This is a genomic window from Acidicapsa dinghuensis (assembly GCF_025685685.1).
In the GTDB taxonomy this organism is placed as follows: domain Bacteria; phylum Acidobacteriota; class Terriglobia; order Terriglobales; family Acidobacteriaceae; genus Acidicapsa; species Acidicapsa dinghuensis.
This window is the reverse complement of record NZ_JAGSYH010000007.1, coordinates 230,757-245,778: the sequence shown is the minus strand read 5'-3', so window position 1 is coordinate 245,778 and position 15,022 is coordinate 230,757. Positions and strand designations below refer to the sequence as shown.

The following is a 15,022-nucleotide window of genomic DNA, read 5'->3' as shown; positions in this document are numbered from 1 at the left end:
CGTAAAAAGGTTGGCGTCATCCGTGTTTATCGATAGATGCCTGGAACAGATGGCGGTTTGCTTCCAGCAATGCGCAAAGCAAACTTAAGTTATCTTGTGCTGTATTCGCGGCCTTTCCAGGTGACGCGGTGGAGGATGCTGTTCTGGAACCAGCTTCGATATAGCAGGATCTTGCTTGCAGGATTCGCAGACAGTGTCTCCTTGAGCGCTGCTGGAGGGATATCAAGACCGCTCCAGTTGTCACCTGAGGATACTGTCTGTGGTTTTATTGTTTTCATACCCGATTTTCAAACCGACGTCAGGTAAGCTGTCCATCTGCATAGACTACGAGGCTGTCTGGGCCACGGGGGACACACACTTTGACTGATCGACGCGAGCCATCACGAAGTTCGAATGACGAGAGCCGGGAAGATGTGCGAACCCAGGGACGCGAGGTCAACGGAGCACACCTGGCCCAGGATCTTGTACAGGATTTGCGATTTGCAGCGCGTCAATTGCGCAGACACCCCAGCTTTACCTTCACTGTTGTTGCGGTGTTCGCCCTGGCCATTGGCTCAAGTGCTGCAATCTTTGCGTTCGTCGACGCAGTGCTGGTGAAGCCGCTGCCTTATCGCGATCCGTCCAGGCTCGTAGCGTTGTATGAGCGTATTCCAGTCGGCGAACGATACCACTTGTCCGATTATGACTATCACGCATGGAAGGAACGCAATCGTGTCTTCAGCACGCTGGATGTGTATAGGCCCGATCGTTTCAGGCTTGACGGTGGTGCGAGCCCGGAAGAGGTTTCAGGCGCCATTATCAGCGATGGATTTTTCAGCACTCTGGGCATTGCGCCCTTGCTCGGCCGTGACTTTCGCCATGGAGAAGACTTGCCGAGTGCGCCGCGTGTCGTCATTCTAAGCTACGAAAGCTGGCAGAGGCGGTTCGGCGCTAACCAGAACATCCTCGGCTCGACGGTTTCGCTGAATGGAGACCCTTTTCTCGTTGTGGGGGTGATGCCACCGGGATTTCATTTTGCGCCCGTTGGGCAGGCCGAATTCTGGATACTGCTGCGCGGCCTTTGCGATGACAATCACGGATGCTTTCCTTACTACGGCGTGGCGCGGCTCAAGGATGGAGTCTCAGCCGCGTCGGCGCTGGATAACCTGACATCGATTGCGCGGCAGATCGCGGTGGAATTTCCGCAATACAACAAGGACCGAAGCGCAGTGATGATTCCGCTCTCGGACGCCATTCTTGGGGATATCCGGCCGATTCTCATTGCGCTGCTTGGGGGTGCGGGGCTTCTGACCCTTATCGGGTTCGTAAATATTTCGAGCCTGCTGCTGGTGAGAGCGGAGAGCCGGCGGCGGGAGATGGCGGTTCGAGGCGCGCTTGGGGCTTCTCGCGTCCGTCTTGTGCGGCAATTTGTGGTGGAAGGCTTTCTGCTCGCTGCTTCGGGTTGGGCGCTGGGGATGTTGCTGACGGCCACTGCGATCAAGGTTCTTGCAGGGGCGATTCCGGCTAATCTGCTGCACCAGATGCCGTATTTACAAGGGCTTGGATTTAACTCGCATCTGCTGATCTTTGCTGCGATGGCTTCGATTGCTGGAGGGATGCTTTGCTCTGCTGGTCCGGCTTTGTATTTGCTGCGTTCGGATATGCAGAAGGATCTTGCAGAGGGTGGCCGATCTTCCGCCGGCAGAGGCTGGCGCAGACTTGGCGCGAATCTAGTGGCGCTGGAGCTGGCGATCACGGTGGTGTTGCTGGTAGGGGCGGGTTTGCTGACTAAGAGCCTCTATCGCCTGCTGCATGTCGATATGGGTATTGCCGCCGATCATCTCGCGATGGTGCATGTGACGAGCCCCGGACCATGGCAGGACGATAAACGCAACATCGCATTGGAGAGGCAAGTCGTAGCCGCGATGTCGACGCTGCCGGGCGTAACTTCTACTGGTGTCTCTGGCGAGCTGAACCTCGCAAGCGGAGAGAGATACAAACACATGTTGGCTCACTTTCATGTCAAAGGCCGAAGCTATACCGGGTTGGGCGATGAAGCGGTAGATCAAATGGTGGGTGCGGGATATTTCGAGACATTGAAGGTGCGGCTTGTGGCGGGCAGGTATTTCACTGAGGCGGACGATGGCTCCAAGCAGCGGGTGGCGATCATCAACCGGACGATGGCAAAGCAGGTATTTCCCGATGAAGATCCGCTGGGGAAATACATCATCGATCAGTACGACAAAGAACATCCTCTGGAGATTGTCGGAGTTGTCGATGATCTGAAGGATGGGGCGCTGGATCTGAAATCTACTGCGGCGGTCTATAGTCCCTTCAATCAAATCCCAACCAATGAGTTTTATGTCTCTGTTCGCACCTCTCAATCCGAGAGAGCTGTGCTTCCTTCCATGATTCAGGCGCTTCATCAAATCGATCGCGGTTTGATTGCGGATGAAGCAGAGACGATGGCCGACAGGATCGACAACTCACAAACGGCTTATCTGCATCGTGCCGCAGCATGGGTGGTGGCAGGGTTTGCATCGCTGGCGCTGCTGCTTGGAACAGTGGGCGTCTACGGTGTGATTTCTTACTCCGTGAGCCAGCGCAGGCGTGAGATTGGAGTGCGCATGGCGTTGGGGGCGCAGAGGTCTGCTGTTTACAGGCTTGTTTTGAAAGAAGCTGGATGGCTTGCGCTTTTTGGAATCGCCGGCGGGATGGTCTGCTCGTTGCCCGCAACGAGTCTTCTTCGCAGCATGCTTTTTGGAGTGAGCCGAGGAGATGTGGGAACGCTGTTGACCGTGGCGGCAACACTGGCTGTCTCCGCGCTGCTTGCCAGCTTTCTGCCTGCCCACCGCGCCGCATCCATTGATCCGACCGAGGCGCTTCGTGCGGAATAGCGTCTGCCCTATTCGCTTTTCCTGTGTGCCGGATCGAGGGTTATCTCGTGCTGTATTCGCGGCCTTTCCAGGTAACGCGGTGGAGGATGCTGTTTTGGAACCAGCTTCGATAGAGAAGAATGGCGAAGAGCGGTAGGGCGATTGGGGATAATGCGCAATCGGCGGCGGGGAAGTTGGATTTCGCGACGCGGGCGTAGAAGCGCCATAGGGTGCGCAGCCAGATAAGGATCAGCAATACTCCGGCGGTGAAGAAGGGGACGTGCTGCACGCCGTAGTCGCGGAACTGCCAGGCGAGGAATGGAAGGCCGAGGAGCAACGCGATATCGAGCAGACGCCACATGGCGAGGATGAGCGCATTGCCGAAGAGGAGGGCGAGGTTTTTGGTCCAGCCCTCGATCATGGCGGCGGTGGAGCGGTACATGCGCGTGGAAAGAGCATCGGCGGCATAACGGAAGCGCAGGCCGACTTTGCGGCGCTTGGCGAGGAAGGCGAGCTCGACGTCTTCGAGGACTTCGGATTTGACGGAGGCGTGGCCGCCGAGGGCCTTGTAGGCCTCACGCTTGAAGAGGAAGAACTGGCCGTTGGCGGCGGCGATGCGCACGGCGGGGTTGGAGACTTTTTCTGGCGGGTAGGCGAGGGCGAGTTCGCAGAAGACAAGCGGCATGAGCGCGCGCTGCCAGAAGCCGGAGACGAGCTGTTTGGGCGAGTAAGAGAGTGCGCCGACGTTGTATTTTTCGGCCTCATGGATAGCTCGGCGGAGGTTGCCGGGCTCGTGGATAGTGTCGGCGTCGGTGAAGAGGAGCCACTGGCCGCGGGCTTGTTGTGCGCCGGTCCAGCAGGCGTTGGCTTTGCCGGTCCAGCCAGCTTCGAGCTTGAAGGGGTCGAGGATGGTGACGCCTGCAAAGCTGCGGGCAATGGAGCGGGTGCGATCCGTGGAACCGTCATCGACGACGAGGATTTCCCAGTCGCGGCCGAGGGAGAAGAATTCGCTGGATTGGGAGACGAGGGATTCGAGGCAGGCGCCGATGCAGTCTTCTTCATTGCGGGCGGGGACGATGACGGAGAGCTCGATGAGGGCCTGCGGTTGTGATTCTGTCTCGATTGTGGCCTCGATCATCGCGTGACGGCTCCCGCTCCGTATTATAGGTATGTGGGGCCGTGGAAATTCAAAACGCTGTTTGTCACTTCAGCTCTTGGTCTGGCGATGCTTGGCTCAGGCTGCGACCGGGGCAGTCATCCGCAGGAGATCGGCAAGCCCGCGCCGGATTTTACGGTCACGGATAATACGAGCTCGATTCATCTTGGTGCGTACCGCGGCAAGGTGGTGATTGTGAATTTCTGGTGGAGCCACTGCCCGCCTTGCATTGAAGAGCTGCCATCGCTGGAGGCGTTTCATCATGAGCACCCGGAATATCCGATTCTGGCTGTGAATATTGATGAAGAGGAGCACGACTACCGGCAGTTTGTGAAAGCCCATGGCATGGATTTTCAGACGGTGTGGGATCCGAAAGAATCGGCTGCGACGAAGTTTGAGGTGACGGGGTGGCCGGAGACCTTTGTGGTTGACCGCAATGGCTACATCCGGCGGCGGTTCATTGGAGCAACGGATTGGACCGATCCGGAGATTTTGCGGTATCTGAAAACACTTGGATAGAAGGATTGGTATCATCGAGCTATGACGCAGCTGGAAATTCTGTACCGTTATGAGGGTGAGCCGTCGGAATCGGCGGTGTTTGCACTGGGCAATGCACGCGAGGTTTATGGGATTCGCCGCATGGAATTTGACCGCGAAGCGAAGACGCTGCGCATGGAGTACGATGCGACGCGGCTGACTGCGGCTACGGTGACAGGGCTGGTGCGGCGTTCGGGTCTGCATGTGGTGGAGGAGTTGCCGCTCGTGCCGCCTCCGCCACCGGTGGAAGCGGCTGCAGAGCCTGCGAAGGCCTGAAGACGCGTTGCCTTAGGACGCGATTCTTGGTATTCTTAAATGGTTGCGCAATGCAACGTTGTGCGCCTGTAGCTCAGCTGGATAGAGCATCAGACTACGAATCTGAGGGTCGGGAGTTCGAATCTCTCCGGGCGCACCATAGCTTACTAATTCTTTCCAAAACAATTTGAATTCAAACATCTGGAGCGCAGCGACTGATCGCTTTCTTGCGATTTTGTTCAGGCTGCCGCGGAAGGTCAAGCCGTTCCTGATCTGCACACGTCTGGTTTGGCGAGCTTGGTTCAAACGTGCGCATGAGTTGCGACGATTACTTTTCTCTGCAACTCAAAAGTCACTGCTTAACTCGCCGCTTCGCCACGAAGAAAATCATGAGAAAGATCAGAGATATTGCGAGAAATCCAATAGCGATCATGGAGTCTTATCCTCCTTTCGCGTCTTTCTTTTAGATGCAAGACACGCCCGCAGGGGTAATCGATCAGGTGATCTGTTCGCTTGTCATTTTGTGGGGTTGTGGGGCGCGGCTTCGACAAAAGAAAGACGGTCATCACGAAGGCAGAGAACGAGCTGGGCGAGCCGTTGCTGGGAGTTTGTTTGAAGAGGCCGTCAACGTAGCCTTTCCGGGTGGATCAAAATCAGTAGTCCATTGATCTTGAATCCCAGCAGAACGACACCGTCTTTAACTCTATGGGCAACAGCCTGCTGTTAGAGGCGACCCGCTGCCGAGCGTCTTTAATCTTAAGAAATCTTAGGTGGGATACGGGGTTGCAGAAGTGATCAGCTGGTAGCCGAGCAGGTGTGGTGTCTGCTCCCCAGAGCCTCTGACGAAAACCATCTTTGATTGCTGTGTTGAGTCCATTTAAGCAATGAAGAGAGACTTTATCTGTGATGTCCGTCACTCGACACTAAAGCCCGCCACTTGGCCCCCGATTGGCCGATATCACCGGCCCTCTGAGGACAACTAGAGACGAGATGTCCGAGGCCGAAACTTAAGAATTCTTGAGTTTGCTTTGTGCATCTTGCGAGCGTTTTGATGGGCTGCTATGGATAGTGGGTCAATTTGAAGTTTTTGATTTACGGCAATCTGCCACATGAGATCACTCATCACTTCACGCAAGCCGGCTTGTCAGTTCCAACTCCGTACCAGTAAGCTCCGTACCGGTAAGTGCATGGTTTTTGTGCGTCAGTCGTGTTTACGATATCGGCTCATCATCCGAATGCCCACGCCACCATGAGCGGAAATTCTTCTCTCCAGAATGCGCCGCCGTGCGATCCAGCTCGCTCTTTCATGACCACATCCGCGCCGGCAACGCGCAATGCCTCCGCCCACTTGGCTGCGTTTTCAAGGAAGAACGGCTCTTGTGTGCCAGCCAGGAGGTACGAGCGGGGGAGTGGACCCGGTATAACAGCGGGTGGTTTGTAGCCGGCGCCTGGAGATGCGCAAAAGATTGCACCATAAACCTGTGGATGCCGAATCCCGAGAGCGAGGGCTAATTCTCCACCTGCGGAGACGCCGAGGACAGCGGTGCGCTCAGCGGGCAGTTCAAGGCCAAACCGCGACTTCGTCCATTGGCGAACATCGTCGACGAAAAACTTCTCGTGTGCCGCGAACCGCTCTTGCTCAAAGCCTGGTGAGTACTCGTGCAGACGTAGTGTCTCATCGACGAGCCCATGGACACCGACGATCATCGTGGGCGGTAGCTTAGCCCGCTCGAGCAGCTGGCCCCACCTGGCAATTCGCTGACCGTCTCCTGCGAAGACGATCCCTTCCGGAGTAGCCGGTGGATAGTACACCGTGACCTGCCGCCCACCGTCGTACTCTAACGTTTCGGTCAGGAATTCTCCTGAGACTGCATCGTTGAGTTTGACGGGCACTCTGTCAGACTCACTTAAGTCGCGGTTGACTTGATTCTCGGTAGGCTTCTCCATCGTCTCACTCTCTTTCATAGGATGATGGATGACCCCGCATCATAATGTGTGTTCATATTGCGCACTACTCGGTTATGCGGCTTCTTTAATCTTGAGCGGGAATCGGATTTAGCGGAATCGTGATACTTACCAGAAGTCCGGGAGAGGCATTCTCTGCGCGGATTTCACCACGATGCAAAAGCACGGCGCGCCTTGCGATGGATAATCCAAGACCAGATCCGCCGCTATTGGTAGCGCGTGCCTTGTCCCCCGCTGGTTTGCGAGACTGCTATTCGACCTTCCGAACCCATTGGCTTCGCCAGGCTGGGGCTTTGAAGGGATCGGAGAAATATTATGTCTCGTGCACGACCTTACCGTTGCGAAACTCCATGATGCTCACTGTGTATGCTGGCTGCCCTTTATAGTCGATGGTGTATTCGGTGATCCAAAGATCGCCTCTTCCCAGCATTCGTCTGATGTTGAAACCTGAGGGCTTGCCGGGGTGATGACTTCGCAGGGCCTGCAAATTGTTTCGTCCGAAGATACGCTCGCCTGACTGGGGATAGTCACAGATAGCATCGTCATCGTAGATATCATGCTCTGTGTTTACATCGCCGGCTGCTGATGCTTGCCAATGCGCATTCAAGGATTCTTGTATCTGTTGCTCTTCCATGGGCCGCTCCAGTTATCAATTGGATCTTCTGGCGTTTCCTGAGGTTTCCTGTATCTGAAGGGTTTTCGCGTCCCGTGGCATTTAGATCTCTTGATGCGGGTTATGGTTTGTATTCGTGCGTGGTGGTGATGTTGATCTGCGTGGAGACGGGGAGTGCATCGGAGGAGCCGCCGGCGAGGAGCTTGATGGGCTCTTTCTCTACGCGCCAGGCGTGGCGGATTTCATCCCAATAGGCGAGGTCGCGGGCTTTGACGGTTAGCTGGGCCGTGCCGGTTTGGCCTGCGGCGATGTGGATGCGTTCGAAGCCGACGAGCTCAAGCTGCGGGCGTATGACGGCTGAGTGCATGTGCTGGACATAGAGCTGGACGACTTCATCGCTGTCACGTGATCCGGTGTTTTTGACGGGGATGGTGATCTCGACCTGGCCGTCGGCGGGCATTTCTTTGGAGCTTGATTGCAATGGCTGGTAGTTGAAGTTGGTGTAGCTAAGGCCGTATCCGAAGGGGTAGAGCGGCTTGAGCTTGGAGTACATGTAGGTACGGCCGTGCGTGATGTCGTAGTCCATGATGGGCAGGATCTGATCGTCGCCGGTGGGCCATGTCTGGGCGAGGCGGCCTGCGGGTGAGTAGTTGCCGAAGAGGACGTCGGCCAGGCCGTGGCCCAGTTCCTGGCTGTTCTGGGTGAGGTGGACGATGGCGGGCAGGTGCTGCTGGCTCCAGACGATGGCGTAGGGGAAGCTGGAGATCAGGACTTCGATGGTGTGCGGGTTGGCGGCGTAGACCTGCTTTACGAGGTCTTCCTGTTCGAGGACGATGGTCTTGCGATCGACGGCTTCGCGGCCATTGCTGGGGGTGTCGCATTGCTTCCAGCGGGTGGCGTTGCAGTAGGGATGGTTGCCGACAATGACTATGGCGAGATCTGCCTGCTTCGCGAGTGCGGCTGCCGCGGCTGGGTCTGCACCTTTGTCGAAAGTGACCTTGGCATTGGGTGCGGTTTCGCGGATGCCTTGCAGTGGAGTGACGCCATAGGGCGGTGTGCCGCTGTACCAGTCGAGGAGAACATCATCAGCGTAGGGGCCGATGACGGCGATGGTCTTGAGCTTTGCGGAGTCGAGAGGGAGGGTGTGGTTGTCGTTCTTGAGAAGGACTACGGATTCATCGGTAGCTTGGCGGGCTAGTTGTTTCGATGAGTCGCGCTCGTACGGAGGCTGGGTGTTATCGCGGCCGATGTGGCCGTAAGGATCATTTGCGCCGGGTGTGGCTGGGCCGGATGCGTTGTAGGTGGCGTCGAATTCGCCGAGCTTGACGAGGACGCGCAGCCAGCCGCGCAGGACGGAGTCGATGTCGGATTCGGTGACGAGGCCGTCGGTGACGGCTTTGGTCAGGTCGGGCTTGTAGGTGTCGAGGAAGTAGTTGATGCCGGCCTTGATTGCGGCAGCGGAGCCGTGCTCCTTGTCAGGAAAGCTCTTGTGCGCGGTGATGAGGAGGCCGAGCGCGCCGCCGTCGGTGCAGATGATGCCGTCGTTGTGCCACTCCTTGATCATGACGTCCTTGAGGACGGGGTTGATCATCATGGGAACGCCGTTCCATGAGTTGTAAGCGGCCATGACGCCGCGTGAGCCGCCTTGTTCAAAGCCCATGCGGAAGGGGACTGAGTAGTATTCGCGGAAGAGGCGCTCGCTGAAGTCGGAGGAACTGGAGTCGCGTGTGTCTTCGTTCTCGTTGGCGAGGAAATGCTTCATGAGCGAGGCTGCCTGCCAGTGATCGGGATCGGGGCCTTGCAGTCCGTGCTGGAAGGCGACGGTCATGGTGCCGACGAGGTAGGGGTCTTCGCCCATTGACTCTTCGCTGCGTCCCCAACGCGGGTCGCGCGCGAGATCGACGTTAGGGGCGCGAACAACGAGGCCGCCGCGGTTGTCGACGGGGCGCTGATAGTAGTAGCGGGCTTCGTAGCCTTCGAGCGCGCCGATCTTTTGCATGAGAGCCGGGTCCCACGTGTTGCCGAGGCCGCGTTCCTGCGGGAATGTGGTGGTGGGCAGTGGCTGCTTGCCTTTGCCCTCCCAATGGCCGGGGCCGCCGAGGGCGAGACCGTGGAGGCCCTCGACCTGGCCGGTGAAGGCAATGCCGAGGCGCGGCACTTTGGGTGCGCCGGACATGAGGTCGATTTTTTCCTGAAGGGTGAGCAGGCTGAGCAGGTTCGTGATGCGCTGCTCGGTAGGGAGACTCGAATTACGGAATGGGTAGTCGGACTGTGCGATAAGGGGAGTGGCAAGCGAAGAAAGGGCTACGAAGACGATGAGCAGGGATAGCTTTTTTGACATGACGGTGTGCTCCCGAGAGGGTCTGCTCGAACCAGCGAAGAGTATCACACTGGGGGCACGAATCGCCTGAAGTAAAGCCTTTAAGTAATCATTCTGGCAGGAGATGGAAGGGAACTACTCCTGTTTGTTTAAAGCTTTCCTGAAAGTCTCTTGAGCGTCGGCGACAAACTCCTTATAACCAGCCGGGTCGAGAAAGACGCGGGGACCAGTCTGCGGGTAGCGCTTAAGTTTGGTGAGCATATCGAAGTATCCGCCGTGGGCTCCCAGAAATACATCGCAAGGCAAAGCGCGCAACTCCGAAAACGTATGCTGGAAGTCCTGAACGATGCCGGGGTAGCTAACGGGATGGGCGGAGGTAGCGACGAAGTGATACTCCGACCAAAAGCCTACGCCTCCCACAATAACGATATTCCGCATTGTTCCTGCTGGCTCACCGGGCAGGTGTGAGCGCATTGTCCATGTAGTGCAGCCGCGCGTATGGCCGGCGGTTTTATGGGCGATCAGTGTTACGCCTCCAAGGCTTACGGTGTCTCCGTCATGGAGAACGCGGTCCACGTGAACAGGACCGTATCGAACGATGTTGGGAGAGGGCGATAAGAAGTCTGTTCGTGCGCCGGTTTCGATTACGCTTACGTCGCCGTCCATCACCATGTTCTTTGCGTGAGTCTCGTGAACCACTTCTGCCGCGCCGCCCACATGATCGTAGTGAGCCTGGCTGTTCAGCAGAATGCGAGTATCGCTCCAGTGAAAACCTAGCTTCTCAACGCTTGCACGGATTTGCGGCGGTGAACTGGCGAGGTTTGCGTTGATGAGGATATTTCCTTTTGGCGTGACGACGAGGTAGCTGGCGAGGTCCTCGCTTCCGACGTAGTAGAGGTTGTCAGCAATGCGGAAGGGAGTGATTGGAGTTGTCCACGCTGGGTTTGTCTCAGCAAAGACTGATTGGGGGTTGAAGGATATGAGCAGGAGCAGGCAGAAGAGGGCAGTACGCATTCTGTCGTTGTAGCAGAGAAGGAAGATGATTCGATGGCCTGTTGAAGCCGGGGAGGCACTGCGCTAATAACTCGAAAGACAATGGGCAATCGTCCGGAAACTGCGCATCCCGTCAGGACGTTTCCCCGTCGAGATGCGCGGTTGCGGCTCTTGAGGTTCAGGCGAAGCGAAGGTGGCCGCCTGCTATCAGTTCGTTGTGCTGAACTTTGCCTTCTGACAGTGGTTTGCCGTTGAGCGAGGTGTGGATTGTGGCTCCGCCTTTGTAGGCGTTTTCTACTACGAGGGTTTTGTTGTTGGGCAGATGGACGGTGGCTCGCTGGAAGAGCGGGGCTCCGAGCATGTATTCCGGTTTGCTGGGGCAAAGTGAATAGAAGCCGAGCGAGCTGAGAATGTACCAGGCGGCCATGGAGCCGGTGTCTTCATCGCCGGCGAAGAGATCTGGAGTGTAGAGCTCGTCCATCACGCGTTTGGTCCAGTGGGCGGTGAGGTCCTGGCGGCCTGCGACGGTGAAGACGTAGAGGATGTGATGCGAGGGTTGGTTGTTGTGCCCGTACTGGCCGAAGTCGACGGCGGCCATCTCGGCCATCTCGTGGATCTCGGCTCCGTAGGCTCCGGTGTCGAAGTCAGGAAACATCTTGATCGACTTTTCCAGCTCGGCGACGACTTTGTCTTTGCCGCCCATGGCCTCAATCAGTTCGGGCATGGCGTGGGGCGCATCGTAACGATGCTGATAGGCTGAGCCTTCGACGTAGGGGTCTCCCCAGCGGATGGGGTTGAAGGGTTCGAGATAGCTGCCGTCCGATTTTTTGCCGCGGAAGAAATTTACCGATGGATCGAAGATGTTGCGCCAGTTTTGAGAGCGCTTCATGAACATGGTGTAGTCGTCGTTTTTGCCGAGGGCCTTGGCAACCTGCGCGATGCAGTAGTCGCCGTAGGCTGCGTCGACGGTTTCGGCGGCTGCCTGATCGACTTTGTCGGCGGGATCGTAGCCGAGCTTGAGATACTCCTCGATGCCGCGGCGTCCGTAGCCCGCGTCTGGATTGCCGGGCTGCGTGGCATGCTTATGCAGTCCCTCGTAGGCTGTGGCCATATCAAAGCCCTTGATGCCTTTGACGGCTGCTTCGCCGAAGAGCGAATCGATGAGGCTGCCGGTCATGCAGGCGCGATAGCCGGGGCAAGGGAACTGAGGCAGCCATCCGCCTTCCTGGTAGGCGTTGACCCAGGCCTGCAGGATCTCTCCGAGGCGCTCGGGGAAGAGAATGGTCATCATCGGATACCAGGCGCGATAGAGATCCCAATAGCCGTGGTCGGCATACATGACGCCTGGGACGACTTTGCCGTTGTATGGGCTGCGGTGCTGCATGGCTCCGCTTGCGTCTGGCTCATGCCAGATGCGCGGAAACAAGAGCGTGCGATAGAGGCAGGAGTAGAAAGTGCGTTGTTGCGTCTCGGTGGCGCCTTCAATCTCGATGCGCTTCAGATTGTCGTTCCACACCTTTTCTGCCTCGGCGCGCAGATCGGCGGCGGATTTGTTGCCGAGTTCAATCTGCAGGTTTCGCTCGGCCTGCTCGAAGGAGATGAACGAGGTTGCGATGCGCACATCGATAGAGCGGACGCTATCGGCAAAGCTCACGTGCGTGGTGTGATAGTGCTTCTGATCTTTGTGTTCCAAAGCTGTCCACGGCTCGGAGAAGTGCAGAACGTAGTAGCAGGCGAAGTCGTCTGGCACGCCGCCGGAGTTTGCTGTGGAGCGGAAATGGATGATTCGCTGCGATGCGTCGGGCTCCGGCATGGGCGGATTGTCGCCGGGTACGTCGAAGACGAAGCCCGGTGTTTCAGACTTGCTGTAGCTGGCGTGGATGAGTGCGCCGCGTTCGGTGGGGACGAGTTCGGCGTCAATGCCGTAACGCAGCAGCTTGATCGCCATGGTGTGGGGCGAAAGGACGGAGTCTTCCGGGCGATAGGAAGTGGCGCGCGCCCCGTAGTCGAGATTGGGTGCGCCGCAGATGGGCAGAAATGTGGCCTGGCCGTAGTCGCTCAGCCATGGGCTCAACTGATGCGTGGAGCGGAAGCCCTGAATACGGCGCTGGCCGGGCTGGAACATCCATGGCGTGTTGGGCGTGGACTGGAGGGTCCAGTGCGCCATGCCGAAGGGACGGGCGGCGATGGGCAGAGTGTTGCCACGGGAGAACGCGGGAGTTGAGTCGGTGCCCTGGAGAATGCTTACCAGCGTGACGGGGCTTGCGAGCCGCTCGTCTTTGGTGGATGCGTGCTGCGTGACCGTTGGTCCCTCAGCTTCGAGGGTGATCGCAGCAGGCGTCATGACCGCTGCGGCGGCGAAACCTGAGGATTTTAGAAAGGAACGGCGACTGGTGCCTAAACTGCTTTTTGACTCACTGCTCAAGTTGCTTCTCCTATGATTTGCGGCAGGACTCCTCGTGGAGGACGCGCCTCATTTCGGTGTCCTATGGGACTACTTGGATTGTATGTGTATGAGATGGCGCAGTGATCTTAGCGCCCCGTGATAGACAGGAGGGATTGTTCGATGAAGGCGGTGAGTGCGGATGCCGGATCTAATGAAGTGGGCATCTCGCTGATGGATGTTTCACCGGCGAGATGCCCGCTATAGTGTGACGGTGCTCAGGGCTGAGCGGGGAGGGAGCGAAGGTAGTTGACGAGGGCGTTCAGGTCTTCGTCTGAGAGCTTACCCTTCATGGGCGGCATGGGGTTGGCAGTGCCGGTGCTCGTTTTTGCCGGGGGAGTGAGGATTGCTGCGCGAATCTGCTCCTCGGTGCGGCGGGTGCCTACTCCGTTGAGCGATGGGCCGATGTCTCCGCCTTCTTTTCCGACGCGATGGCAGAGGAGGCAGTTGTTGTTGGCAATGATGCTCTTGGCGTGGTCGCTATCTGAGCCACTGGGCGCTGCCGCAGCGGGTGTTGCGGGTTGAGCGGAAGCAGCCGCCATTGGCGCCGAGACGGCCATGCCAAGTGGCGTGATGCGGAAGAGACCGCCGGGGTTTGCGTCTTCGATCATCCAGAGTGCTCCATCAGGTGCTACTTCGATGTCTCGGACTCTGTGGCCTACGTCCCAACGCTCGGCTGTTCGCGCTCCGCCTTTGCCGTCGAAGACGATGCGGATGAGGGCTTTGGATGCGAGGCCGCTGGCGATGGCTGAGCCGTCCCACTGCCGGAACATCGAGCCTTTGTAGAACATGAGGTTGCCGGGCGCGATGACGGGAACCCAGTAGATGACGGGCTCGGTGAGGTCAGGGCGCGTTTCGGGCGAGGGGATGGGAACGCCGTTGTAGTTGTGTCCGTAGGAGACGAGCGGCCAGCCGTAATTCTTGCCGGGCTTGATGAGATTGAGCTCATCGCCGCCACGCGGTCCGTGCTCGAGCTCCCAGAGGCGTCCGTCAGGCGCGAAGGCCAGACCGTAGGGAGTGCGGAAGCCGCTCGCCCATGTTTCCGAAGGCGTCAGGTTCGGGCCGGGGAAGGAGTAGGTGCGAATGACGGGCTGTGTTTTAGCCTTCTCGGTGTCCTCGGGCGGATCAATGACGGGCACGGTAGCTGCGCCGACTTTGCCGGCCATGGGATTGCCCGGGGCTGGTTTGCCATCGAGAGTAAGGCGGAGAATTTTGCCGAGAGGCTGATTGGGGTCCTGAGCAGGGGTCATGCGCTGACGGTCGCCAGAGCTGAGGTAGAGATACTTGCCGTCGGGAGAGAAGGCTACAGCTGCGCCGAATTGGCCGCCTTCGCCACGCTCGCCGTCGCGCCAGATGACCTTGAGGTTTTCCAGGCTGGCTGTGCCGTTGCCGATCTTCAACTCGGCCCGGGCGAGGGCGAGGCTCGATCCGCCAGGCTCACCGGGCTCGGAATAGGTGAGGTAGATGTTATGGTCCTCGGCGTAGTGCGGGGAGAGGTAGACGCCGAGCATGCCGCCCTGGCCTCTCCAGAGAACGGCGGGGACGTTGGCCACGGGGGTTTGAGCTCCCTGCTGCGTGACAAGCTCAAGGCCGCCGACCTTTTCGGTGATGAGCATGCGGCCGTCGGGGAGGAATGCGATTCTCCATGGGAGCTTCAGGGTCGTGATCTGGGTAACAGTGAAAGGCAGGTTGGGATCGGACTTCTGTTCTCCGGCGTTGACCTGCGCCAATGCGGCGCTAGAAGCCATGGCCAAGCACAGCCCCGCGATCGCGAAATGCTTCATTGTGTCCTCCGTTTGTGGATTGAGCGATCCGGCGGCAAAACGATTTTCCAAGCGTCGACGCCTGTGGCCGCAATCTTGTTTTAGAGTATCTTGCCGGGGTG

12 protein-coding genes and 1 tRNA gene are annotated in these 15,022 nt (G+C 58.0%); 4 read left to right on the top strand and 9 right to left on the bottom strand.

The window, feature by feature from the left end; genetic code table 11:
• Window positions 1–89: 89 nt before the first annotated feature.
• Window positions 90–278 (bottom strand): hypothetical protein, encoded by a 189-nt coding sequence (locus tag OHL22_RS20540; RefSeq protein WP_263341482.1) that lies wholly within the window; start codon window positions 276–278, stop codon window positions 90–92.
• 81 nt (window positions 279–359) lie between these two features.
• On the opposite strand from OHL22_RS20540, the gene OHL22_RS20535 reads away from it, so the two are divergent.
• Window positions 360–2,876: an ABC transporter permease gene (locus tag OHL22_RS20535; protein WP_263341481.1), complete on the top strand. Its 2,517-nt coding sequence runs from the start codon at window positions 360–362 to the stop codon at window positions 2,874–2,876.
• Window positions 2,877–2,916: 40 nt separating this feature from the next.
• Here OHL22_RS20535 and OHL22_RS20530 read toward each other — a convergent pair whose 3' ends face one another.
• Complete coding sequence (locus OHL22_RS20530; protein WP_263341480.1) at window positions 2,917–3,993, bottom strand: glycosyltransferase; 1,077 nt, start codon at window positions 3,991–3,993, stop codon at window positions 2,917–2,919.
• 3 nt (window positions 3,994–3,996) lie between these two features.
• Between OHL22_RS20530 and OHL22_RS20525 the strand changes: the two genes are divergently transcribed.
• The 3 genes from OHL22_RS20525 (at window position 3,997) to OHL22_RS20515 (ending at window position 4,963) form a co-directional block, all read left to right on the top strand.
• Window positions 3,997–4,530 carry a TlpA family protein disulfide reductase gene (locus tag OHL22_RS20525; protein ID WP_263341479.1) on the top strand — a complete coding sequence of 178 codons (534 nt, stop codon included), beginning with the start codon at window positions 3,997–3,999 and terminating at the stop codon, window positions 4,528–4,530.
• A gap of 21 nt (window positions 4,531–4,551) precedes the next feature.
• Window positions 4,552–4,824, top strand: coding sequence for a hypothetical protein (locus tag OHL22_RS20520; RefSeq protein WP_263341477.1), 273 nt, complete (start codon window positions 4,552–4,554; stop codon window positions 4,822–4,824).
• 62 nt (window positions 4,825–4,886) lie between these two features.
• Window positions 4,887–4,963: transfer RNA gene (locus OHL22_RS20515), tRNA-Arg, on the top strand.
• A 1,067-nt stretch (window positions 4,964–6,030) separates the two neighbouring features.
• Here OHL22_RS20515 and OHL22_RS20510 read toward each other — a convergent pair.
• From OHL22_RS20510 to OHL22_RS20485, 7 genes are all read right to left on the bottom strand, one after another.
• Window positions 6,031–6,750 carry an alpha/beta hydrolase gene (locus OHL22_RS20510; protein ID WP_263341475.1) on the bottom strand — a complete coding sequence of 240 codons (720 nt, stop codon included), beginning with the start codon at window positions 6,748–6,750 and terminating at the stop codon, window positions 6,031–6,033.
• Window positions 6,751–6,835: 85 nt separating this feature from the next.
• Window positions 6,836–6,934, bottom strand: coding sequence for an ATP-binding protein (locus OHL22_RS25145; protein ID WP_377819616.1), 99 nt, complete (start codon window positions 6,932–6,934; stop codon window positions 6,836–6,838).
• Window positions 6,935–7,081: 147 nt separating this feature from the next.
• Window positions 7,082–7,402 carry a nuclear transport factor 2 family protein gene (locus tag OHL22_RS20505; protein WP_263341474.1) on the bottom strand — a complete coding sequence of 107 codons (321 nt, stop codon included), beginning with the start codon at window positions 7,400–7,402 and terminating at the stop codon, window positions 7,082–7,084.
• A 100-nt stretch (window positions 7,403–7,502) separates the two neighbouring features.
• Window positions 7,503–9,722, bottom strand: a complete 2,220-nt coding sequence (locus tag OHL22_RS20500) for a glycoside hydrolase family 3 C-terminal domain-containing protein (RefSeq protein WP_263341473.1) — start codon at window positions 9,720–9,722, stop codon at window positions 7,503–7,505.
• A gap of 114 nt (window positions 9,723–9,836) precedes the next feature.
• Complete coding sequence (bla, locus tag OHL22_RS20495) at window positions 9,837–10,715, bottom strand: subclass B3 metallo-beta-lactamase (RefSeq protein WP_263341472.1); 879 nt, start codon at window positions 10,713–10,715, stop codon at window positions 9,837–9,839.
• 157 nt (window positions 10,716–10,872) lie between these two features.
• Window positions 10,873–13,038 carry a GH92 family glycosyl hydrolase gene (locus tag OHL22_RS20490; RefSeq protein WP_263341471.1) on the bottom strand — a complete coding sequence of 722 codons (2,166 nt, stop codon included), beginning with the start codon at window positions 13,036–13,038 and terminating at the stop codon, window positions 10,873–10,875.
• A gap of 317 nt (window positions 13,039–13,355) precedes the next feature.
• Window positions 13,356–14,921 carry a PQQ-dependent sugar dehydrogenase gene (locus tag OHL22_RS20485; protein ID WP_263341470.1) on the bottom strand — a complete coding sequence of 522 codons (1,566 nt, stop codon included), beginning with the start codon at window positions 14,919–14,921 and terminating at the stop codon, window positions 13,356–13,358.
• Window positions 14,922–15,022 lie beyond the last annotated feature (101 nt).

Coding starts and splice junctions, on each gene's coding strand:
- OHL22_RS20540 (WP_263341482.1), bottom strand. CDS start 278: ATGAAAACAATAAAACCACAGACAGTATCCTCAGGTGACAACTGGAGC.
- OHL22_RS20530 (WP_263341480.1), bottom strand. CDS start 3,993: ATGATCGAGGCCACAATCGAGACAGAATCACAACCGCAGGCCCTCATC.
- OHL22_RS20520 (WP_263341477.1), top strand. CDS start 4,552: ATGACGCAGCTGGAAATTCTGTACCGTTATGAGGGTGAGCCGTCGGAA.
- OHL22_RS20510 (WP_263341475.1), bottom strand. CDS start 6,750: ATGGAGAAGCCTACCGAGAATCAAGTCAACCGCGACTTAAGTGAGTCT.
- OHL22_RS20505 (WP_263341474.1), bottom strand. CDS start 7,402: ATGGAAGAGCAACAGATACAAGAATCCTTGAATGCGCATTGGCAAGCA.
- OHL22_RS20500 (WP_263341473.1), bottom strand. CDS start 9,722: ATGTCAAAAAAGCTATCCCTGCTCATCGTCTTCGTAGCCCTTTCTTCG.
- bla (WP_263341472.1), bottom strand. CDS start 10,715: ATGCGTACTGCCCTCTTCTGCCTGCTCCTGCTCATATCCTTCAACCCC.
- OHL22_RS20490 (WP_263341471.1), bottom strand. CDS start 13,038: ATGACGCCTGCTGCGATCACCCTCGAAGCTGAGGGACCAACGGTCACG.
- OHL22_RS20485 (WP_263341470.1), bottom strand. CDS start 14,921: ATGAAGCATTTCGCGATCGCGGGGCTGTGCTTGGCCATGGCTTCTAGC.